General features: G+C 36.6%; 22 protein-coding genes. 12 read left to right on the forward strand and 10 right to left on the reverse strand.

The features are described from left to right. The first annotated feature begins 47 nt into the window (after positions 1 to 47). On the forward strand, positions 48 to 1562 hold the full coding sequence (gene norR, locus PZ638_RS00605; RefSeq protein WP_180312278.1) for a nitric oxide reductase transcriptional regulator NorR: 1515 nt from the start codon (positions 48 to 50) through the stop codon (positions 1560 to 1562). Positions 1563 to 1612: 50 nt separating this feature from the next. Here norR and PZ638_RS00610 read toward each other — a convergent pair whose 3' ends face one another. Continuing rightward, positions 1613 to 3433, reverse strand: a complete 1821-nt coding sequence (locus PZ638_RS00610; RefSeq protein WP_112308014.1) for an FUSC family protein — start codon at positions 3431 to 3433, stop codon at positions 1613 to 1615. A gap of 108 nt (positions 3434 to 3541) precedes the next feature. On the opposite strand from PZ638_RS00610, the gene PZ638_RS00615 reads away from it, so the two are divergent. Further along, positions 3542 to 4003, forward strand: coding sequence for a MarR family winged helix-turn-helix transcriptional regulator (locus PZ638_RS00615; RefSeq protein ID WP_004263073.1), 462 nt, complete (start codon positions 3542 to 3544; stop codon positions 4001 to 4003). A 117-nt stretch (positions 4004 to 4120) separates the two neighbouring features. On the opposite strand, the gene PZ638_RS00620 is transcribed toward PZ638_RS00615, so the two are convergent. The 9 genes from PZ638_RS00620 to PZ638_RS00660 all read right to left on the reverse strand — a co-directional run bounded on the left by PZ638_RS00620 (position 4121) and on the right by PZ638_RS00660 (position 9640). Next, positions 4121 to 4567 carry a YbaY family lipoprotein gene (locus tag PZ638_RS00620; protein WP_004263072.1) on the reverse strand — a complete coding sequence of 149 codons (447 nt, stop codon included), beginning with the start codon at positions 4565 to 4567 and terminating at the stop codon, positions 4121 to 4123. Positions 4568 to 4593: 26 nt separating this feature from the next. Further along, positions 4594 to 5022 (reverse strand): winged helix-turn-helix domain-containing protein, encoded by a 429-nt coding sequence (locus tag PZ638_RS00625; protein ID WP_094960902.1) that lies wholly within the window; start codon positions 5020 to 5022, stop codon positions 4594 to 4596. Between the two features lie 318 nt (positions 5023 to 5340). Continuing rightward, the gene (locus tag PZ638_RS00630) at positions 5341 to 5820 is read right to left on the reverse strand and encodes a hypothetical protein (RefSeq protein ID WP_094960875.1); all 480 of its coding nucleotides are present in this window, start codon (positions 5818 to 5820) and stop codon (positions 5341 to 5343) included. Next, entirely contained in the window at positions 5810 to 6460 is a 651-nt protein-coding gene (locus PZ638_RS00635) for a hypothetical protein (protein WP_094960874.1), read from the reverse strand. Before PZ638_RS00635 ends, PZ638_RS00630 begins: the two co-directional genes overlap by 11 nt. Next, positions 6432 to 6989: a hypothetical protein gene (locus PZ638_RS00640; RefSeq protein WP_094960873.1), complete on the reverse strand. Its 558-nt coding sequence runs from the start codon at positions 6987 to 6989 to the stop codon at positions 6432 to 6434. The genes PZ638_RS00635 and PZ638_RS00640 overlap by 29 nt, the downstream gene beginning before the upstream one ends. Next, positions 6973 to 7722 carry a type III secretion system inner membrane ring lipoprotein SctJ gene (gene sctJ / locus PZ638_RS00645; protein WP_094960872.1) on the reverse strand — a complete coding sequence of 250 codons (750 nt, stop codon included), beginning with the start codon at positions 7720 to 7722 and terminating at the stop codon, positions 6973 to 6975. The genes PZ638_RS00640 and sctJ overlap by 17 nt, the downstream gene beginning before the upstream one ends. Positions 7723 to 7725: 3 nt before the next feature. Continuing rightward, entirely contained in the window at positions 7726 to 8022 is a 297-nt protein-coding gene (gene sctI, locus PZ638_RS00650; RefSeq protein ID WP_004263051.1) for a type III secretion system inner rod subunit SctI, read from the reverse strand. Between the two features lie 53 nt (positions 8023 to 8075). Next, positions 8076 to 8384 (reverse strand): EscF/YscF/HrpA family type III secretion system needle major subunit, encoded by a 309-nt coding sequence (locus PZ638_RS00655; RefSeq protein ID WP_094960871.1) that lies wholly within the window; start codon positions 8382 to 8384, stop codon positions 8076 to 8078. A gap of 47 nt (positions 8385 to 8431) precedes the next feature. Continuing rightward, positions 8432 to 9640 (reverse strand): PrgH/EprH family type III secretion apparatus protein, encoded by a 1209-nt coding sequence (locus PZ638_RS00660; RefSeq protein WP_094960870.1) that lies wholly within the window; start codon positions 9638 to 9640, stop codon positions 8432 to 8434. 227 nt (positions 9641 to 9867) lie between these two features. Between PZ638_RS00660 and PZ638_RS00665 the strand changes: the two genes are divergently transcribed. The 10 genes from PZ638_RS00665 (at position 9868) to PZ638_RS00710 (ending at position 21118) form a co-directional block, all read left to right on the forward strand. Then, positions 9868 to 10647 (forward strand): helix-turn-helix domain-containing protein, encoded by a 780-nt coding sequence (locus PZ638_RS00665; protein WP_094960869.1) that lies wholly within the window; start codon positions 9868 to 9870, stop codon positions 10645 to 10647. After that, the gene (gene sctC / locus PZ638_RS00670) at positions 10637 to 12340 is read left to right on the forward strand and encodes a type III secretion system outer membrane ring subunit SctC (RefSeq protein ID WP_206277926.1); all 1704 of its coding nucleotides are present in this window, start codon (positions 10637 to 10639) and stop codon (positions 12338 to 12340) included. The genes PZ638_RS00665 and sctC overlap by 11 nt, the downstream gene beginning before the upstream one ends. Further along, positions 12331 to 13431: a type III secretion system gatekeeper subunit SctW gene (gene sctW / locus PZ638_RS00675; RefSeq protein ID WP_094960867.1), complete on the forward strand. Its 1101-nt coding sequence runs from the start codon at positions 12331 to 12333 to the stop codon at positions 13429 to 13431. The genes sctC and sctW overlap by 10 nt, the downstream gene beginning before the upstream one ends. 21 nt (positions 13432 to 13452) lie before the next feature. Beyond that, positions 13453 to 15519, forward strand: coding sequence for an EscV/YscV/HrcV family type III secretion system export apparatus protein (locus PZ638_RS00680; protein ID WP_180312281.1), 2067 nt, complete (start codon positions 13453 to 13455; stop codon positions 15517 to 15519). Positions 15520 to 15616: 97 nt separating this feature from the next. Then, positions 15617 to 16021, forward strand: a complete 405-nt coding sequence (locus tag PZ638_RS00685) for an InvB/SpaK family type III secretion system chaperone (protein WP_094960865.1) — start codon at positions 15617 to 15619, stop codon at positions 16019 to 16021. 6 nt (positions 16022 to 16027) lie between these two features. Further along, the gene (gene sctN / locus PZ638_RS00690) at positions 16028 to 17320 is read left to right on the forward strand and encodes a type III secretion system ATPase SctN (RefSeq protein WP_180312282.1); all 1293 of its coding nucleotides are present in this window, start codon (positions 16028 to 16030) and stop codon (positions 17318 to 17320) included. Beyond that, positions 17320 to 17775 carry a hypothetical protein gene (locus PZ638_RS00695; RefSeq protein WP_180312283.1) on the forward strand — a complete coding sequence of 152 codons (456 nt, stop codon included), beginning with the start codon at positions 17320 to 17322 and terminating at the stop codon, positions 17773 to 17775. The genes sctN and PZ638_RS00695 overlap by 1 nt, the downstream gene beginning before the upstream one ends. Continuing rightward, positions 17747 to 19516 carry a SpaN/EivJ family type III secretion system needle length determinant gene (locus PZ638_RS00700; RefSeq protein WP_272674389.1) on the forward strand — a complete coding sequence of 590 codons (1770 nt, stop codon included), beginning with the start codon at positions 17747 to 17749 and terminating at the stop codon, positions 19514 to 19516. The genes PZ638_RS00695 and PZ638_RS00700 overlap by 29 nt, the downstream gene beginning before the upstream one ends. A 2-nt stretch (positions 19517 to 19518) precedes the next feature. After that, the gene (locus PZ638_RS00705; protein ID WP_180312285.1) at positions 19519 to 20451 is read left to right on the forward strand and encodes a FliM/FliN family flagellar motor switch protein; all 933 of its coding nucleotides are present in this window, start codon (positions 19519 to 19521) and stop codon (positions 20449 to 20451) included. Between the two features lie 10 nt (positions 20452 to 20461). Then, positions 20462 to 21118: an EscR/YscR/HrcR family type III secretion system export apparatus protein gene (locus PZ638_RS00710; protein WP_172412213.1), complete on the forward strand. Its 657-nt coding sequence runs from the start codon at positions 20462 to 20464 to the stop codon at positions 21116 to 21118. Positions 21119 to 21120 lie beyond the last annotated feature (2 nt).

The raw sequence follows: 21120 nt of genomic DNA on the forward strand, positions 1-21120 counted from the left end.
GTCATTATGACTATAATTGTTGTCAAATTGACAATGGGGAATGAATCATGGGTTTTTCTGTCGAGGCACTGGCAAAGATTGCAATCGAATTACAAAGTGGTATGGAGCATTCAGATCGATTTCAGCGTTTGATTACCACGTTAAGGCAATCATTAAGGTGTGATGCATGTGCGTTATTACGTTATGAATCAGGCCAATTTATTCCTTTAGCAATCGATGGGTTAATGGCTGATGTTTTAGGTCGTCGATTCTTTTTGTCAGGGCACCCTCGGCTAGAAGCAATTGCAAGAGCCGGTGATGTAGTGCGTTTTCCTGCTGATAGCCAGCTCCCTGACCCATATGATGGGTTAATTCCTCATCATCAACACCTAAAAGTTCATGCTTGTGTCGGCTTACCCTTGTATGCGGGGCAAAATCTTATTGGTGCATTAACATTAGATGGTATGGAACCTGATCAATTCGATGCATTTAGCAATGAGTCACTGAGGTTAATTGCCGCGTTAGCTGCGGGAGCACTAAATAATGCATTACTTATTGAACAGCTTGAAAAGCAAAATATATTACCGAATAAACCCATACTATTTAAACCTTCTGGAGAAACCGAGATTATTGGTTTATCTCTTCGTATGCAACAATTAAAAAAGGAAATTGATATTGTTGCCGCGTCTGAATTAAATGTTCTGGTCGGCGGAGAAACGGGAACAGGAAAAGAGCTAGTCGTTAAATCTATCCATGAAAAATCCCTTCGAGCAGATCACCCTCTTATTTATTTAAACTGTGCTGCGCTGCCTGAGAGTGTGGCGGAAAGTGAATTATTCGGTCATGTTAAAGGTGCCTTTACTGGGGCAATTAGCCACCGTAGTGGTAAATTCGAAATGGCGGATAATGGTACCTTATTTTTAGATGAAATAGGGGAGCTTTCATTAGCGTTACAGGCTAAATTACTGCGAGTATTGCAATATGGCGATATTCAACGTGTTGGTGATGACCGTAGTTTACGCGTTAATGTTCGTATATTGGCGGCAACTAACCGTGATCTACGCGAAGAAGTGTTAGAAGGTCGGTTTAGGGCCGATTTATTTCATCGTTTAAGTGTATTTCCGCTATTTGTTCCCCCATTAAAGGAACGTGGCGAAGATATTATTTTATTAGCGGGGTTCTTCTGTGAACAATATCGTCAGCGTTTTAGCTTATCCAGTGTGGTACTGAGTCCTTCATTACAACGGTATTTACTCAATTATTCATGGCCAGGTAATGTACGTGAATTGGAACATGCGATTCATCGTGCCGTTGTTCTTGCTCGAGCTTCAAGTGATACTGATGAAATTATCTTACAGCCTCAATATTTTACCTTTGATAATAATAAGTATGAGTTTACAGAAACATCACAGAAAGCCTTACCACTAACTAAAAATTTACGTGAGGTAACGGATGATTTTCAGCGTAAAGTCATTTCACAAGTATTAGAACAAAGCCATTATAATTGGTCTGCATGTGCCAGAGAATTGTCTGTCGATATCGCTAATTTACATCGATTAGCTAAACGACTAGGTCTGAAATAAAGTATTAATGCCTGCTTTAGTCGGGGTACTCATAAGAACTTATTTTATTATTAGCAATATTCTTTTTCCATATAGTGTTTTACATATTTCTTAAGCTGTTCAAGTTCTTTATTATCATTTTCGTTACGCTGTAAATGCTGAAATAGTGTGGAAATTTTCTTTAAGTCAAAGCGATTTTGTTGAATGCGTTTTTCAAGCGCAATAAGGGCTCTTTTCTTTGATGCGTGGTGCGCAAATTGCTTATGCAAAATAAGTAGATACAACCAAATACTTTGTCGAGTTATAAAAAAATCAAATATAGGCGGGTGAGGAAGATTTGCTTTTTTTGCTAGCAATAATCCACTAAATAAACGGTGCATGAATTGGGATGTGGAAGGCTTATTGCCCTGAATTAGAGCCGCTACTCCTTGTTTAAATTGCTGCTCAGAGAGATAGATTAATTGCTGGTAACGCTTGGTCGGGTTGGTTGGATAAATCCATGCGAAAGCAGCCATTGCAACTAATGGGCCTGAAACTATCGCAATGGCATTACCGATACTTTGAGGGAGTGAAAGAGAAAAAGGATAGCTCGGTTGGAGCAAAATTAAAGAAACCATAATGTAATCAAAAGCAATTAAAATTAGGCGGTTATGGGAAAAAATGATAACGCCACTAATAATCACTGGAATAATGAAAAAGGTCATCTGCCATGATGAAGAGGCAAAAGGCCATAAGTACCATGTGCAGATTAACGCTGTAATAGCGCCAAACAATTGCCCAGTAAAAATATTTTTCATAAACCTAGCGGGGTAATCGAGGGATGCGAATAGAGCCAACATCACTGAAAGACCGAGAGTAAGATAAGCCAGTACTTGCCACTGTGTCCACAACCATAACAAACCAACTGCAGCGATAGTCATAAAAGAACGAGCAAAGGCGTGCCATGCTGAAATTTTATCTTGATGAAGCTTCAGTTTATCCACTTTTTCAAAGTGTTTCGCTGATTTACCAAAAATAGCATAGTAAAGTGGGATCAATAGTGTTTTCAGTACTCCAGCGGGGCATAATGATAAAATATGTTTCCATTGAGTCTCAGTTGGCTCTAGTGCAGGAAAATAAAAAGGTGCAATAGATTGATATTTATCTAAGTGTAATAATATTTGGCTTTGAAACATGAGTTTTTGACGCGCTTTAGCAACTTGTTTGCGGTGATAACGCCAGCCAATACGATGAGTCTCTAAAATTTCGTCATAGCTAGCCATGGTTTGCCAAAGATAGTCGATATCGTGTTGCTTAATTGGGTGCTTTTTCTCAAGTGAGTCATGTAGTATTTGGAAGAATAGTGTATCAATTTGATTTTTAAGGGTAATGATATTATCTTGTTCACGCTTAGGGGTAAAAAGGAAATTGAATACTACCGCTGAAAGCACGCCAACCAAAATGGTCCATAGCCGATCCCAAGCGACTATAAATAAGTTATCAGTAATATGAACGCTCAACATACTCACCATCACGGCGGAGTAACCTGCTAAAAATGTGCCATAAGCGACAAAGCCCTTTTGTAATTGGCCGATACCACTGCAAATGCCTAACCAACTCGCTAGCCCAATAATGAAAAGTAACGGGTGAATAAGGTGAAGCTGAATTAAGACGACACCGGCAAGCACACCACAAACTGTTCCAGCAAAACGCCACCAACTTTTTTCCAGTAAATTTTCGCGCCAAGGTTGCGCTGAAGCCCAGACGGTCATGGCTGCCCATTGGGGGTGAACTAACTCTAAATATTGAGCAATAAAGAGCGCAGCAATTGATGCACAAGCGGTAATGGCGGCAAAACGAAAGCGTGCTGGGTTGAATCCCAATGAATTCAGTAAAGTTATTATTTTTGACATAGAATATGAGTAAATTTGGGGTGTTAAAAAAGTATTTAGTTGATAATATCAACTAAAATCAGCGTGATTATTAACTAATTGGTTGATAAAATCAACTAAAGAGGGATTATGCGTACAGAACAGGCTCGAGTATTTGGAGTGATTAGCCGAGCAGCTCACCATTATATGAAATGGATGGGAGAGCCTTATGGTATCAATGCAATTGAGTGTTTGATGATTTTACATATTCATCAATATGATGCATCAACCCTAGAGCAGATTACGAAAGCGATGGTTGTGGATAAATCAGTGACGACTCGAGGTGTGAGCAAATTTTTAGCTAAGGGCTGGGTTGCTAAAACGAATAGCTTAGTCGATAAACGGGTTTATCATGTTTCGTTGACAGCGCTCGGCAAAACGATTGTGAATGAGTTAAATTTTAAACTAGATAAATGGAATGATTATTTAGCGGCGGATTTGCCAGAACAAGAGGCTGATCAGCTATTTAGTGCACTAGAAAGCTTAGCGAAACGAGCTATTGAAAGCTCGGCGGCAGATTTTCCGAGTTTATTAGAAAAACCAAATGAGTGAGGCTCAATAACCAACCTAGCAATGTTATGTATTTAGGGCTGGTTTGAGAGCGGGTTATGACATTCTTCATTAAGAGGAGGAGAATTCTTTAAATTTATTTTGGCGAAATGAACGTTGTTATTGCGAAATAGCGGTCATAGGAAGTAATACTACTTCAGACATATTCTCAGGTATTGGGCTTAGTTTATTACTCATCATGATTAATTCGCCATCTTTTTCAATTCTTGCACTCATTCCTAAGGTATACCGTTTGGATTGAAATTCTTCAGGAAGAGCGACTGTAAATGCGATACTACGTCCTGCACTTTTTGTTTTTAAACTGTAATCCAGATTAGACTTTGCGTTGTTTTCATTTTGTTGTATTGAGGTCAATGACAGTGTAATTGTGGAATTTTCGGGAATATCATAAGAGTGGGAATAAATATTACCATTAATATTATAAGCGGGAGTATGAGTAAAATAACTCATTAAAGTACTATTACAAGCAGATAGCATGAAGGTTATAAAAAGTATAAATAATAAAAAAAAGTATTTCTTTGAAAAATTTGGGTTAATATTTAGCATTAAATTTTCTCTTTGATGAAATCTGGTTATAGTGATGAACGAATAAACATTCTCTGAAGAAAATATCGTATATAGGTGTAAAAGCTTTTTTTTGTATCATATTTAGAGAGCACTGGCATTTCTGATTTCTCTCCTGTATATAAAATGCCAATTCGAGGTAAGGTCATAATTAAATTTTCATCGAGATCGACTTTTTTAAAGGATTGTCGTAATTGCCTGACTAGCTTGTAATAACTACTTTCAGTTACGATAGTGCCTCTTTTTTCCCAAATTTCATACATGACTTCTCTCTTACTATTTGTTTTTATTAATAATAATTTAAGCAGGCATGATTCATTTTCGGAAAGGTTAACGACATTTTTTTCACGGGAAAGTGTGCGTTTGAGTGGGTTATAGACGACATTCCCAGATAAGAGGATCATTGATTCTTTTTCATTATAGTCAATGTTATCCATAAGGTTTTGTACTGTAGGTAAATCGGTCATAATTTATATCTGTCCTGATCATTTATGAATATATTTCAATACAAAAAACGAGACTAGATAAGATGTTTAAAAAAATAAAATCGCTTTTTGATATTGAGCTAATGTGTTTTGATAAAGTGAATTTAAACGATATTCAGAGGTTGTATATATCAATTTTTATTTAAATTTTTTATGTTTTTTATATTTTTATAAATAAATAGGCTTAGGGTATTAAAAAAATACACTAAACCTATAAATATTAGTCGATAGATAATAAATTCAAGATGAGGGTAATAGAGGCAATTAATGCTAGATTACTAGTTCATCATCCTCATCGTCGCTACCCTCTAAATTAATATTAGTCATATTATGACGAAGTTGGTTGCTAAGAGGGGCGCTCATCAAACTGATAGACATATAATGGTTGAGTGAGCGATTAAATTTTTTATTTAGTGATACTAGCTCTGGGTCATTTGATGATTGTAATGCTTGGCTAACACCGGCGATAAAGTTTTGTTTTTCATCTTTACCCAATGCAATCATAGTTTTAAATACATGAGAGAAGAATATTTTGTCATCTCCCTTTGATTTAAGCTCATCAATAAAGTTGTTAACTTTATTTTTTTCTATAGGGGATAAATCTATTTTTTCGCTGTATTGATACTTATTTGTGGTCTCCATATTTTTCTCCTGCCATATTGAGGTCATTTTACTTTGAATATTTTCTGTATGAATTTGAGAACCGTTATATTGAGGATTAATAACCTTAGTTTGTAGATTAGTCTGCATATTTGTGTTCTTCCGGTATTGAATTTATTGTTGTTATCAAGTTTTGATAGGCATTTTTATGCATTTTTAAAATTTGGCATTGTGTCGGAACAGAAAATACATGAGGAAAAATATTTTTAGAGGCAATGACAGGGGAAAAGTAGGTGATTCTATTATCGACTTCTAAGGCAATTGTATTATCAGCCGTGGTTGAAAACTTCATATCAGAACCACCTATCGTAATACGAGTTTGCATTTTTTCAGGTAAGTGTAATGTTGTATTGGTTGTTTTTGCACATTGCCTCTCAAAATAGGTTGCAACCGTCTCTTGTAGATGGTTATCACCAAAAATATCATTCAATATTTTCATCAGCTGTTCTTTGCTTTGACTGATATTTTCTTGGTATTGAATTTCACTGGTTTCTACCGCATGAATAAAATCAGTTAATAATTGTTTAATTCCATCGTTATAGCCTTGTTGATAAGCGGTTTGGTAGATAGCTTCTTGCTGTTGTTTTGTTTGTTTGTATAGCTCACTCGCCTTTTTTTGAGCTTGTTGAGTGATAATTGTGTGGTATCTATCGGCACTCAATGCTTGGTATTTGATCAAAACTTTTTCAGACATCGTCTGTTTAACATTTGGGGGTGTTTTCTCTGACATATCGACATGTTTCTTCAATAGTATTCCAAGGTAGCATCGTTTTTACGGATGACGGTATAAGTTGCTGAGTTTCAAGACTAAACATATATTTAGCTCGAAGAGTGTAAGCGGTGCCAAAAGGGGTTAAACACATCAATAATTGTTGTGCTCCAAGGGCAGTTAATACCTGTGGTGAAGTAGTGGGTTGATTTTCTGACTGCCAAAGTGGGCGACTTAGGCGTGTATGTAATACACGGTATTTGGAAAGTTCAACCCACCAAGGGAGCGGTTTGGCGTGTAACAAAACCCCTAAGCCTAACGCTACCTCCGGTAGTAAAGCCCAATGTTCAGATAATACTTTTGGCAATAAGGGAGTTTTCTCATTGGGTAAAGGCAATGAGTATTGATGAATCAATTGCTGATTGTGTTTACGTTGCAGTAAAGGTGGAAAGTCGTTATATCCGACCCCATTAAATTCACTATGGAAATAGCAACCTGGCGCGAGTAAAATATTCCCTTGTTCAATTAGTAGGTTAGTCAGCGTTGCCATCAACAGGTTTCTCCATCAGATGAGTTGCTGATTTTTTGTTACTTAGCTGGCGCCACAGTAATAGTAAAATAGTAAATAGAATGATAATTGCTGCGATAATTGAGCTGATTATAATTGGATTGAATGTATTTTCTGGTTCAGATTTAATTTGGTATTGTAATGGTGGCCGGTTGACGACGACGACTGAGACATTATCGTAATTTGCTTCAGCAAAACTGTTCGTTAGAAACAGTTTAATTTTATGCATCATCATCTGAGGATCTTCACTTCCGGAATAAGTAACTAAGCTAGACACATTTTGTATTTGCTTGGTCGGATTATTGCCATTTAATGGGTAGCTGACATGCACTCGAGCATTAATAATGTCGGGGATGGTGAGCAGTGATTGTTCAAGCCGTTGTTCGATTAAAGAAAGTAAACGGGTACGTTCTGCTTGTGGTGATGCGACCAAAGAATCTCCAGGGAATGCTTGAATAATTTCTATTGGCTCTTTTGATGGTAAGTTATATTGGCGCAATAAATCTACCGCGATAACAAAATCACTAGGTTGAACACGAATAGAATCCCCGTTTTTATTATCTTGTTTACGCGTAGCCTCAACACCATGCTCTTGCAGTATGGCCAACACTTCATTACTTTGCCTTTGGCTTAACTGACTGAGTAATAATTGGTTATCACAGCCCGCTAAGAAGCTAATAAATCCAATCAAGATAAACTTCTTTAAAATATTCATGGTTTACTGTGCTTTTAAGACGGCATCAATTGCAGAGACGCTTTTATGTGTCAATGTGCTAATCATATTCATTGTCAGGCTATAATTGCCGACACGATTTTGAAATTGCAGTAGTTGGGTTGGGTTACTTGGGTCAATATTATTGACATTCTCAGTTAAGGCTTTCCGTTCTTGACTGACAGTTGCTGTGTATTCAGCAAATAGCTTTTTGACCTTGTCTTCAATCGGAAGAGATGGTGAGAGAACTGATGTGGTCTCTGTTGGGGCAGTGAGTAGTAAATGTGGTGTAATAGCTAACATAAATAATTATCCTAAATAAAATAGAGCATTATAATTAATAATGCTCTTTAAAATTAAACGTTACGAATAATGGCTTGGTCAGTATCTTTAATGGATTTCATAAAATTACTCTGCAATTGGCGTGCCATATTATAGTTACCACTCATAGCGGTGATTTTTGCCAACACTAGTGGGTTATCGACTTCTAAATTGGTGCTAGCAAGTAAGGTGTTTAATTCATCGCCAAATTTTGTAGCTTTAGCACTAATACTTGCCGAGGTACGATAGATCATACCCAGATCATTTTTACCTGTTCCTTCGGTTTCTAATTTAGAGCTGCCCCAACGGCCACTAGTATCTAAACCTGAAATTATATCTGACATTTTATTTCCTCTTTATGTTTAAAATCATATTAATTAAATTTTTTAAGTTAAAAACTGATTGAATTAAAAAACCAATGGTTATTACCTAATAGAATATAACCATTTGCATTGGTGACAAATGATTTTCCTTCGAGCTTGTTATTTGCAAGGGAAATAGAAAATTGAATGTGATTTTCTCCCCATTTTTTGTAAAATAAATTTGTAAAATTAATCAGTGAAGCCGTCTGGTCGTCATTTAAGCTGTCTTTTATTATAAATATGACTTTATTATCTTTAGTGATTTTACGCCATTGAACATTACTTTCTGTTAATCCTAACTCTGCTTTTTGTAATAATTCACCAAGGTTAACCTGTTTTATTTCACTCTTAATATAACAACTGAAATAACCAGATAATATTTTGTCTATTTTATTGTTTACATTAATGGATGTTTTGTCATCTATCGCTGTTATTTTTGGATTACATGGGTTACTAAGCTCTATCTTTAATGTATCTGGAAATACGTCAATAATCTTATTTTCAATTTCATTTTCGAGTTTATTTATTATTTTAATTGAAAACTTTTCATTATATTTAGCTTTGACTAGGCGTTGCATACTCCAGTCGGCATCTCTTTGGGTTTTAACTAAAATGAGGCTTTCGTCATTTGCACTTTGAGTTACAGTAATAGGGTCGTGGTTGCCTTGAAGTATGCGCTCTAGTGTTTTTACTTTTTTCTCAGTACTTTGTTCTGGAATATATTGAAAAATAACGTAAGCAATAAATATTGAAAATAAAGTAAAGAAAAAGACCAGCATAGTTTGTTTATTAAAAACACTTGCTTTTTCCTTGGTTGACTTTTTTACTTTAGATTGAATGGCAGGTAATGGATTTTCCACTTCCGAGCTCAATGCATCCTCAAACGTTTGGAAGCTTTGCCAATCAGTATCTTGCATTTTTATTGCAATAGGAAATATATCAGCCAAAAGCAATTGCTGAAGAACGATAGGAATTTCGGTACTTAGTCCACTATCATTTAGTCTAATTGCCAAACCACTTTCAGTAGATTGACTTGCCGTAACAATTGAAAACTCACAGGTAATACCATCACTAGGGATCTGGTAAGTTGTAAATCCATCATCATTGATGTCAGTTTTGTAATCTAGGCCGTTACTAATGATAATAAGATTATTATCTGTATTAACCATTAACTCTTGGCCGGTCATAGGACCACTAGCAATTTTTATTATGCATGTTTGGCTATTTGTGTTACTCATAAAAATAATCTCATGGAATTCATTTCATTTTAGTTATGTATTTATTGGGTCTCGTTATTGGCAGCAAGTAAAACAAGAAATATTTTTTCTGTCAGTTGAATTGTTCTTATTCATTTTTACTTTTAATTTGGAATGGAAAGTGTGAAGGATTCCAGAGTATTCCCTTGAGGATTTTTCATCTATCGCTCATTCTGTATACACCAAATTACTTTAATAAGGCTTATATCATGTCAAAAAAAGATATTGCTATATTATTAGAAAGTAGGGGCTGTTGCTTTTCTTTGCAGGATAAATTGGTCTTGGCTATACCTAATAAGAATGCAACGCCTTTTTCTTATAAATCTCTATATTCAAATTTAAATATTTCGATAGAAATTCAGGCTATATTTATTTGCCAAGAAAATGAATGGGAGTTGATAGATAAATCAAACTGGAATTTATATTCAATGGATTTATCAGAATTAGTTGAAATTTTAGCGGTTATTGATACCGCGACAGGGCAAGCATTTCTCGCTAAAAAAGAGAAACCAAAGGTTGATGAAAATAGTCAAGACGAACTTATTGTATTACCGGAAAAGTTTCCACCAACCGTTTCGATTAAAAATATAGCGATTGATTTAATTATTAGAAACCACCCTGTATTTGATAGTTGGTGTGAAATATTAAGACGATATGAAGCCTACGGTATGATGCGATTTATTCTTACTTCCGCTCAAGATGATAAGAATGCCAATATTAATCAGCTATGTGCACGTTATGGTATATCAGCTTCTTATTTTAGGCAGCTTTATCGAGAAAACTTTAATAAAACGGCAAAACGTAAAATTATGAGTGTGCGTATGGCTAATGCCATTCTACAGCTAATTGAAAGCGATGATTCAATATTAGATGTAGGGCTGGAAGCGGGATATTGCTCAGCATCTCATTTTACTAATGATATTAAAAAAGAATTAGGCCTAACACCATCAGAAATTAGGCATATTGGAGCAACATTATATGAGCAGTAAAAAAAATCGAGTGTTAGGACTAACACTATTTTTACTGAGTGTGAATTTTTATTCGGCGCAAGCAGAAATTATTGTGGCGGAGCCTGTTACACAGTCAAAAAACCACGATACATTCGTCGCAAATAATATAGCAGTGGGTAAGGTGTTTGATGCGGTCGCAGAGCGTCTAAATAAACCGATTATTCTTAGTAAATTAGCAGCTCAAAAAAAAGTAACTGGCAATTTTAATTTGGCTAATGCAGATGAAATGTTTAAAGCATTAGCTCGGCGAATTGCGCTAGTGTGGTATGACGATGGCGCAAGTATCTATGTTTATGATAATAGTGAAATGCGCAGCGCAATTATTCCAACGAATAACGTCAGTAGTAACCAGTTGCTTAATTATATTCAACGAAATGGCATCTATGATTCACGTTTCCCTGTACGTTCACAAGAGGGGGAAAGATTATTATTTGTTTCTGGTCCGCCTCTGTATATTGAATTAATTAAAGCAGCTTCTTTATACCTTGCAGAACAAATTAGGAAAGAGGAATTATCCAGCGGTGAAGTTGCGGTTATTCCGTTAAAACACGCCTCAGTAACAGATAGAAGTTATTCATTACGTGGGCAAAATATTACGATCCCAGGTTTGCTGAATGTCATTAATAACTTATTTAAAAATGGCACAACAATCGATGAAACGTTAATTATTCAGCCTCCATCTGTAGCGATTAACTCAACAGGAGATTCAATCGATGAATTAATGGATGCGCCAATTGGGGACTCATCATCTTCTACGAATAAGCCCCAGTTGGTAACAAGAAAGCCTTCTAACAGTGCTTTTTCTCTAGTGGCGCATCCTGACAGTAATAGTTTGATTGTTAAAGGCAGCCAAGAGCAAATTCGTTATGTTCGTCAACTTGTGAATACATTGGATATGCGTCGTCGCCAAGTGGAGCTGTCATTATGGATTATCGATATTACTCGTTCTGAATTAGATAATTTAGGTGTCAATTGGGAAGTTGGCACATTTAATACGGGAACGGGCTCAGTATCTTTTAATCGCAGTACATTATCGAACAGCCAGCAATTTCTATTACAGATTGATGCATTGAATAAGACGGGTAATGGGCACATAGTTTCTCGGCCAGTGCTATTAACCCAAGAAAACATTCCTGCTTTATTTGATAACAACACTAGTTTTTACGCCAAATTACAAGGTGAACGTATTGCGACTCTTGAGCAAGTCACATATGGCACCATGGTGAGTGTGATGCCGCGTATTTCCGCAGGTAATAACGTTGAAATGGAAGTCAATATTGAAGATGGTGCAGAAAACCGCGATAGCATGGGTAAAACATCCAGCGTAGAAGGGCTACCAGCCGTTAATCGAACCAGTATTAATACTGTTGCGCGTATTGCAAAAGACAGTAGTTTGCTTATCGGTGGTTATACACGTGAGCAATATGTTGAAAATGAGAGCAAAATTCCTTTTTTAGGCGATCTTCCTTATGTGGGAGGGTTATTTAGCCATTCATCTACGAATCAGCAAAAGATGGTGCGTTTATTTTTAATCCAACCGCGTTTATTGAATGAAAATGAAGGGTGGGATGGGCGACAATTTTCCGAAAAAACGCGGATTACCAACCATGACAGTCAGTTGCATAGTACGGTTCAATTTCTTCAACAATACATGAGTGAGTCATGGCAATAACACCACTGAGCTTTAATACCCGCTTTTCGGTTAATACTCAAAACAAAAGTCGTGCACCAGTGAGTAGCAGTAGTGACGACTCCGATGAAGTTGCTCGTGGCGCAGGTGTCATTGATAGCTCTAGTGAATATGCATCGATGTCGATGCTAGCGGCAAGTCATGTGCGCCGAGGAAGTTCTAAAAAGGGCAGCGAAGAAGACTGGTTGCAATTTTCTGAACGCATTTTAGATAAAGATGCGGATGACAAAGTGTTACATATAGAAGGGTTACTTAATAAGCAGTTAATGACCCCGAAACAGTTACGAGAATTTTTATTGCAATTTTTTACTGATCCTAGTGACTTATTAATGCTTCTTGCAGCATTACTTAATCGAAAAAAATTAAAAAAAGAACAAATTGATAACCTTGAAGCTTTAGCGGAATTACTGCAAGCAGAAGACACTGAACGGAGCGCTCAAGCAGGCATTAATGTTGCACTCATTGCAAAGGCATTTGCAAAAAAATTACATTTCAGTGCTGGGAATTTACGTACATTATATCGTGAATTTATTAGTTATGACGGGCCGATTGTTTATTTATATGAGCAATGGGTTGAGGAAATGGAAATCCAAGAGCGTGAAAATATGATGCGTTATCTTGGTCGGGCGCTTGCTTGTGATTTACAGGCGTTGCCATTAGGCGATCTAAATATCACTGCGTTCGGTAGTTTTTTTAGCCGTGTTGGCCGGCTCCGAGAATTGCAATCATTAGACTATGTATTTTGTCAGCAATTCTTTCAATCCGGGTTTTTTCGCCACAATGGAAAATCAAATCAATCAAAGCTTGAAAAAGAGTTAAGCCAATTATTTACCCGAGGGATACGTAATCACGTTGGCTTTGAAGAAGTGGTCATCACTTTTATTAATAACATATTGAACATAATGAGCTCCGATATTCGAGGCCAATTTTTACAATTACTCTTACTGGCGTTTTCTATCATTCCAGTTGCTGTATTTCCTTCATTGGAAGCACGAGAGGAACTTATTGATCAATTAAAGAAACTCATGGACCAAGTTATGGTGAAAGAGCTGTTTTTACACCGACATTCGTAGTTTGATAGGAAAAGTAATTTCATGAAAAATATAACCGGATTTTTATTACAAATCCGTAATCGCCCAGAGCTAATGGTATTAGTTATCATGGTTATGGTTATTGCGATGTTGATTATTCCATTACCCACAATATTGGTCGATTTATTGATCGGCTTAAATATTATGATCTCAGTACTTATTTTTATGAGTTCTTTTTATATTACTCGGGTACTTAATTTTCAGTCATTTCCATCTATCTTGCTAATTAGTACGTTATTTCGACTTGCTTTATCAATTAGTACTAGTCGTCTAATTTTATTAGAAGCAGATGCAGGGGATATTATCGCAACGTTTGGTGAATTTGTTATTCAAGATAACTTAGTTGTTGGTATGGTGGTATTTGCGATAGTTACCATTGTACAGTTTATTGTTATCACTAAAGGTTCTGAACGTATTGCTGAAGTGGCTGCACGCTTTTCCCTTGATGCGATGCCGGGCAAACAAATGAGTATCGATGCTGATCTACGTGCAGGTGTGATTGATGAGGCGACAGTTAAAGAGAAGCGTGGCGACCTTGAAAAAGAGAGCCAATTATTTGGGTCTTTTGATGGCGCGATGAAATTTATTAAAGGGGATGCGATAGCGGGTATTGTCATCATTTTTGTTAACTTAATTGGCGGAATATCTGTTGGCACAGCTCAACAGGGAATGGATGTTTCAACTGCATTAAATACGTTTTCTTTATTAACGATTGGTGATGGTTTAGTTGCTCAAATCCCTGCACTACTCATTTCTATCAGTGCGGGTTTTATTGTCACTCGAGTAGGCGGTAATGATAAAAACTTAGGTGAAAACATTGTTTCGGAGTTATTTGCAAATGACTTTACGATTTTAATTACAGCATTAGTTGTACTTTCAATGGGTTTTTTACCTGGTTTTCCAACGATTATATTTTTACTATTATCAGGGCTTCTTATTGGACTATTTTCTTTCCGATATTTTAAAAAACAAAAAAATAAGCAAAAAATAGTGAAAGGTGAAGCAGAATCGATTAATTCAGATGTGACGGAAGGTGAAACACAAAGAGAAATCAGTGATATTGAGGAAGAATATATTCCAGAAACATTACCGATTATCATATCTGTTAACCAAAAATATAGAGAACATTTAGAAGATAATAGATTTTTGTCTAGAATGAAAAAAGATATTTTTATTCGATATGGATATAGGATCCCAGATATTGCTGTCAACTATTCACCGATTATTCCTGAAAATAAAATGGTGATACTCATTAATGAAATTAAAGCAGGAGAATATGATATCTATTTTCATGGGTATCGCTTACTGACTGTTAATGATGAACCTGAATATCTAGGTATGGAATTAATAAAGTTTACGGATGAATACGGTTCAGTGAGCACGTGGTTTGAAAAAAATGATCTATCTAATATTGAACAACTCGGTTTAATGGTTCGTGATGATGTAACAGAAGCGATTGATTGTGCTAGTACCTTGTTGTTGAGATTTATAAATGAATTTTTTGGTATTCAAGAAACTAAAAACTTACTTGATGACCTTGAAAGAAAATACCCTGAATTATTAAAGGAGTGTTATCGACATACGACAGTACAAAAAGTTACTGAAGTTTTTCAACGTTTATTAATGGAAAAAATTTCAGTTCGTAATATGAAACTAATTATTGAAACCTTAGTGCAGTGGGTGCCAAAAGAAAAAGATAGTTTAATGTTAGTTGAGCACGTAAGAAGCTCAATGGCACGTTATATTTCATCCTGTTTCTCTGTGGATGGGCGTTTGAATGTCCTCATGATTAACTCAGGGCTAGAAGACACGATACGTCAAGGGATTAGGCAGGCTTCCGGTGGAGTGTACTTACATCTTGAACCTGAAAAAACCAATGAGTTGATACAGGCTGCAGAACTTGCTTTAGAAAATAGTTATTTGTCAGTTAGGGATGTGAATGTTTTAGTACCGGTTGATATTCGTCGTTTTGTCAAAAAAATCTTAGAAGGCCGCTTTCCAGAGCTAGAAGTGCTTTCTTTTAATGAAGTTTCTGAAATGGTGAAGGTTAATGTGGTTAAAACCATATAATCAAAAAATTGGCTTTATTAACAAATAAAGCGACTTAATTCAATATAATTAAAAATGTTGGATGATATAAAATATATTTAAAATATAAGGAATACCAATGAAATATAGATTTATAGAAATGTTAAATGAGTATTTAAATTCTATGGGGCGTAGTGACCTAGTTAACTCTCAGCTAGATTGTCATTCTAATATTCAATTTGAAATGAACGAGTTCTCTGCGATTAATATCGATTTATCAACGAATGATATTATCATTTGGAGTCAATTAGTAGATTGCAATTACAGTCATTTAGAGTTAGTTAGTGCTCCTTTATTGAAATCATTATTAGAATATGCGCCAAATAATTTTTATCCGGGGCAACCGGCATTGAATCTTGTGGATGATGCCTATGTTCTTTCTGCGGTTTTAAAAGAATCAGCTTTAAATGATATGCAATTATTTGCAGATAGCTTTGAAGAGTTCTTTGAGCGTGCAAATGAGCTTAGTGCTCAGCTAACGTAACCCATTATGAAGTTATTCGATTTCTGCGCGCATCCTGCGCGCATTCATGGATGCTTAATAGAAGCACCTTTACACGGTGTTTTTATTGGTGAAATTTGTTTTATTGAGCGTTCTCTTATGCAGCCCGACATTATTGCGAAAGCGCAAGTTGTTGGTTTTAAAGAAGGGCTCACAGTATTGAGTTTAATAGGTCGCACACAAGGTTTAACGCGAGAAGTGGTTATTCGCCCGAGCGGCTACCCATTTGTATTTGAAGTTGGCGAACACTTGGCGGGTAAAATTTTTAATGCGGCAGGTGAACAAGTTGGTGCGTTGAGTGAAGACCTTACTGAGCCAATGTTGCTCAATACAAAATTATTACGTATTGATAGCCCTCCAGTGAGCGTGACACAAAGGCGACCGGTTTCTGAGCCGATGGTCACAGGGGTACGTGCAATTGATAGCCTACTAACATGTGGCTTAGGTCAGCGTATTGGTATTTTTGCCGCCGCAGGTAGTGGTAAAACTTCATTAATGAACATGATCATCAACCACGCTCATGCGGATATTCATGTCGTTGCTTTAATCGGTGAACGAGGGCGAGAAGTTATTGAATTTATTGAGGAGTTGAAAGAGTCGCCTCATGCGGCACAGACGATATTAATTTATGCAACTTCAGACAGCCCACCGATTGAGCGGTGTAATGCCGCGTTGCTTGCGACTACGATTGCTGAATATTTTCGTGACTGTGGTCGTAATGTATTGCTGTACGTTGATTCCATGACCCGATATGCGAGAGCGTTGCGAGATGTGGCTTTAGCTACCGGAGAACTGCCGGCTAGACGCGGTTATCCTGCCTCTGTTTTTGAACAGCTTCCTATGTTGTTGGAGCGTCCAGGGCAATTAAAGCATGGCTCGATTACTGCTTTTTATACGGTGTTATTAGAAAGTGAAGAAGAGGCTGACCCGATTGGCGATGAGATTCGCTCCATTCTAGATGGTCATATTTATTTAAGCCACAAATTAGCGGGACGTGGGCATTACCCAGCGATTGATATCTTACACAGTATTAGCCGCGTATTCCAAAAGGTAACGACTCCAGAGCATCGCCAGTGCGCAATTGATCTACGTGACATGATCTCAAGGCTTGAACAAATTCAGCTTTACCTTGAACTCGGTGAATATCAACGAGGTGAAAGCCATGAAAATGATCGAGCTTTAGATAAAAAAGAGCAAATTGAAGCTTTCTTAAAACAAGCCATGGATGAGCCAATGAGTTTCGACAATATATTAAGCAATCTCAATGAATTGGCATCTTAATGATTTCTAACTTGCTGGCTTTAACTGAGAGACGTTTTGACCGGACATTACAAGAACAATCGCAATTAAATTCAATAATAAAGCAACAGCAACAGCAATGCAGGGATATTCGCCAGCGTATTTTAGTTCTATCAACACAAACTGCATCTTATGAAAAATCAGAAGAATTAAGCCGAACTGCTTTTTGGGAAAGGCAGCGATTAAAGGCAGCGGTTCTTGCGGAAATAGCTCAACTTGAATTTCAAATAGAAACTCTAGCAGCCGAAATATCAAAAAATAAAATACTACAGTCTGAAATTGCTAAACGAATATTCATATTACGTAATAAGTGCGAGAAATTCCGAAATTATCTCAAGCAACAACGTATAGCCAGAAGGTTAAAATCAGAGCTACAGCAACAAAATGAAATTGAGGAGTTATTCGTACATGTCAGCAATAAAAATAAGTTCAAATGAAAAAGTACCCTGTGTAGCTATCGACAGAGAAGCAATATCATCAACATATAACACCACTGAATTTAGCCACCAAAATATAACTCCAAAAATGGCAAAAGTAGTGAATGACAAAAATATGATGCATCTATTCGGCCATAAAAATAAAAGTCAGCCAAAGGATATATCTGCTTTTCTATCCGTATCCCTTCCTTTTATGCAAAAAATATCGCAATTGAGCGACTTAGCGAAGGGGTTTATTACATGGAAAGAAAATGTATATATTGGTGAAGGTATCCAAATAGCCGGGGAAAATAAAGAATTAAAGGCCAAAGCGATTGAGCCGCTAATAAATAATTATATATTTACGGAAAGTTGTATACCTGTTGTTCATTATTTTCAGGATAACTTACCAAAGACTCATCAGGTCAATATTACGAATAAATTGATGGTGGATAATCAGCCAGATATGAATCTATTGGCTGATTTGACGACTACTGGGAAAGTCGAAACCGTCCCTGAATTAATTGAGAATAATGAGAATAATGAGAATACTAACTTTATTATTAGCACCCCAGCCGCTGACCTAGTCGATATACTAAATAAACCAGTTGTTGATAATAATCTGTCAGAGAGTCCGGTTATTCACGTTGAACAAAATATTGCTGACGAAGATGAGATTCCTTTGTTTAACACTATGATGGTTGGCTATCCACTACTGAATATCCCACAGCGAGCAAGGGGGAAAGCTAACGATAATTTAGTCCCATACGGGGAAAAGAAACCGCAATTAAGTGAGAAGAATCAGCTCAATATGGAAAGTCCACTGGCAAATTTGGCGCTTAGGAGTACTTTAGAACCGACATCAAAAGAGTTGAAACCAGAGGTTAAAACGGGGAAACAGTATATTAGATCTTCAGTCAAAGTAGAGCTTGAGCCCGCTATCCAAAGGAAAATAGTTGGAGAACAATCCAAGCCAGTTAATATTCGACAAATTGATTCACTCGATACCATTTTGTTAAATACATATCCACGAAAAAATAACCCAGCAAAAGATGACTCACTAAGAAATCCCCCTTCTCTTCTGGGAATGCAGTTAGCTACCCATCATTTGCATGACCAACAGGGCACCCATCAAGGTATTAAAGAGAACACTCATCAAGGTACTAAAGAGAACACCCATCATCATGTTGTTGGGCAGCTTGAACTTGCTTTTACAAAAAATGAGCCACCTACACAGCCAGTTACCTCACTGAGAACTTCTTATCTACATGATAATAAAAGTATTTTATTATCTGAAAATGAGACGAATAATCTCCCTGATAAAGTGCAAGAGACGACAATTTCTGCACAAATCTCACCTGCAGAAGATATGAGCCCACCTAGCAATATGATAGCAACGACTACTAATGAGGTTATGCGGGTGTCTGTGCCACTACAAGCCACACAGCAAAAGCCAGAGATGCACAAAATGCCAGAGCTAGTGGAAACCCCCCCATTTTTAGGTGAAAACCAACAGCCGAAAACTGCAGAACGTAGTTTCACTTATACCTTTAACCAGTGGCAAAGTAGCCCATCAGTGACGTTTGAATTGGCCTCTAAAGGAGAGTTCGTTGCCTCAACAGCGAGTCCAGAAGTTCAATTGGCATTAAATGAGAATAAGCATTTATTGGCTCATGAAACGAGTGTGCATATTCGACGTGAAGATGAACGTCAGCAGCATCGAAACCGACAGCAGCATGACCAACAGCAAGAAGAAGATTAATTATGTTGAAGATTAGACGGATCAGCTCTCAAGAAAAACAACTTAAAATTTGGCAGCAATATTATTTAGTTAATCCACAAATAAAGCTAGCTAACCGCAGTATTGGTTATTTTCAATTATCACTAGTGAGTGAAACACAGAAAATAAATGCATTCGTTGTTGTTGAAAGTTGGTGTCATTATCGTTGGCCTGAACTGGTTCATTATGCATGGAGTTCATTATCAAACAGCCAGCTATGTGAATTGTTTGCTTCTGAATATATTGGAATTACATTTTTCTCCCAGAATTTCCGTTGTGAATCTGTCGAGATAGTTGATGATATGCGTATTAATTACCAGCCATGGCTAATTGTTAAAGAAGCTAGCCTCGGGGAAGTATTATTAGCAGAACCAATAGAAAGCCTCGAAAAAAAGCAGGGAACTAATCAGATATTCGACCATTTAAAACTGCGAGCGGATTGGATATTAGGGTATAGCTATATTAGTGCCAAACTTTTGCAAACTATAGAATTACGTGATGTGCTGAGTATCCAACAATTACAGTTAAATATGTCTGTGGCAGGACAGGTATTAGCTCGATTTCAAAAGCAAGATGAAGGACTACTTATGATTGAAGAATTAGTGGCGCCAGAGAGTGAAGAGGAATTCGTATTTCCTGAAGAAGATGAAATGCAAGAAATTGTGCGCCCCTTTAATGTAAAAGAAATGAATATTAAATTAACCTTTGTTTTAGGTCATAGTGATATTACGGTCGATGAGCTTTCAAAAATGGAGCCCGGTTATATTTATTCTATTGGTGAAAATAAAGAACGTGAAGTTAAAGCCTATGCTAATAAGCAACTTATTGCAGAAGGGGAGCTTATTTATATTGGCAATAGTGATGAGTTAGGTTTGGAAATCACACATGTTGTCAGTTTGGGTGATAAAAGAGTTTAATATGCCAACGATACCTGATGGGATCCCATTATTAGCGATTATCGCATTCTCGACATTATTGCCATTTGTTATTGCTGCAGGCACCTGCTATTTAAAAATATCTATTGTATTAATTATGGTACGCAACGCGATGGGCGTTCAACAAGTTCCTTCTACTATGGTATTAAATGGTATTGCATTGTTACTTTCTATTTTCGTTATGATGCCAGTTTTACAGGATGTGAATAATCATATGCGACAAGAACAGGTTGATTTTAGTAATGCTGAATCAATCGATAGTTTTGTTGAAAATGGGCTGGGGGGATATAAAGCGTATTTGAAAAAATATTCAGATCCACAACTAGTGACGTTCTTTGAGTCAATACAACAAGGTCGAAGTGAAGAAGAAGTGACCGCTGATGAAGGCGAAGCTACATTATTTTCTTTATTACCTGCTTATGCATTAAGTGAAATAAAATCAGCTTTTGAAATTGGTTTTTATATCTATTTACCTTTTGTTGTAGTTGATTTAGTTATTTCCAGCATTTTATTGGCACTGGGTATGATGATGATGAGCCCAGTAACAATTTCGATTCCGGTTAAATTAATTCTATTTGTTGCAATTGATGGCTGGTCACTGATTTCTAAGGGGTTAGTGATGCAATACATTGAATTAGCACAGCATTAAAG

It is taken from the genome of Providencia hangzhouensis (assembly GCF_029193595.2).
In the GTDB taxonomy this organism is placed as follows: domain Bacteria; phylum Pseudomonadota; class Gammaproteobacteria; order Enterobacterales; family Enterobacteriaceae; genus Providencia; species Providencia hangzhouensis.

What these genes read in the sequence shown, in the direction of transcription:
- norR (WP_180312278.1), top strand. Translation starts at nt 48, where the DNA reads ATGGGTTTTTCTGTCGAGGCACTGGCAAAGATTGCAATCGAATTACAA.
- PZ638_RS00610 (WP_112308014.1), bottom strand. Translation starts at nt 3,433, where the DNA reads ATGTCAAAAATAATAACTTTACTGAATTCATTGGGATTCAACCCAGCA.
- PZ638_RS00615 (WP_004263073.1), top strand. Translation starts at nt 3,542, where the DNA reads ATGCGTACAGAACAGGCTCGAGTATTTGGAGTGATTAGCCGAGCAGCT.
- PZ638_RS00620 (WP_004263072.1), bottom strand. Translation starts at nt 4,567, where the DNA reads ATGCTAAATATTAACCCAAATTTTTCAAAGAAATACTTTTTTTTATTA.
- PZ638_RS00625 (WP_094960902.1), bottom strand. Translation starts at nt 5,022, where the DNA reads ATGGATAACATTGACTATAATGAAAAAGAATCAATGATCCTCTTATCT.
- PZ638_RS00630 (WP_094960875.1), bottom strand. Translation starts at nt 5,820, where the DNA reads ATGCAGACTAATCTACAAACTAAGGTTATTAATCCTCAATATAACGGT.
- PZ638_RS00635 (WP_094960874.1), bottom strand. Translation starts at nt 6,460, where the DNA reads ATGTCAGAGAAAACACCCCCAAATGTTAAACAGACGATGTCTGAAAAA.
- PZ638_RS00640 (WP_094960873.1), bottom strand. Translation starts at nt 6,989, where the DNA reads ATGGCAACGCTGACTAACCTACTAATTGAACAAGGGAATATTTTACTC.
- sctJ (WP_094960872.1), bottom strand. Translation starts at nt 7,722, where the DNA reads ATGAATATTTTAAAGAAGTTTATCTTGATTGGATTTATTAGCTTCTTA.
- sctI (WP_004263051.1), bottom strand. Translation starts at nt 8,022, where the DNA reads ATGTTAGCTATTACACCACATTTACTACTCACTGCCCCAACAGAGACC.
- PZ638_RS00655 (WP_094960871.1), bottom strand. Translation starts at nt 8,384, where the DNA reads ATGTCAGATATAATTTCAGGTTTAGATACTAGTGGCCGTTGGGGCAGC.
- PZ638_RS00660 (WP_094960870.1), bottom strand. Translation starts at nt 9,640, where the DNA reads ATGAGTAACACAAATAGCCAAACATGCATAATAAAAATTGCTAGTGGT.
- PZ638_RS00665 (WP_094960869.1), top strand. Translation starts at nt 9,868, where the DNA reads ATGTCAAAAAAAGATATTGCTATATTATTAGAAAGTAGGGGCTGTTGC.
- sctC (WP_206277926.1), top strand. Translation starts at nt 10,637, where the DNA reads ATGAGCAGTAAAAAAAATCGAGTGTTAGGACTAACACTATTTTTACTG.
- sctW (WP_094960867.1), top strand. Translation starts at nt 12,331, where the DNA reads ATGGCAATAACACCACTGAGCTTTAATACCCGCTTTTCGGTTAATACT.
- PZ638_RS00680 (WP_180312281.1), top strand. Translation starts at nt 13,453, where the DNA reads ATGAAAAATATAACCGGATTTTTATTACAAATCCGTAATCGCCCAGAG.
- PZ638_RS00685 (WP_094960865.1), top strand. Translation starts at nt 15,617, where the DNA reads ATGAAATATAGATTTATAGAAATGTTAAATGAGTATTTAAATTCTATG.
- sctN (WP_180312282.1), top strand. Translation starts at nt 16,028, where the DNA reads ATGAAGTTATTCGATTTCTGCGCGCATCCTGCGCGCATTCATGGATGC.
- PZ638_RS00695 (WP_180312283.1), top strand. Translation starts at nt 17,320, where the DNA reads ATGATTTCTAACTTGCTGGCTTTAACTGAGAGACGTTTTGACCGGACA.
- PZ638_RS00700 (WP_272674389.1), top strand. Translation starts at nt 17,747, where the DNA reads ATGTCAGCAATAAAAATAAGTTCAAATGAAAAAGTACCCTGTGTAGCT.
- PZ638_RS00705 (WP_180312285.1), top strand. Translation starts at nt 19,519, where the DNA reads ATGTTGAAGATTAGACGGATCAGCTCTCAAGAAAAACAACTTAAAATT.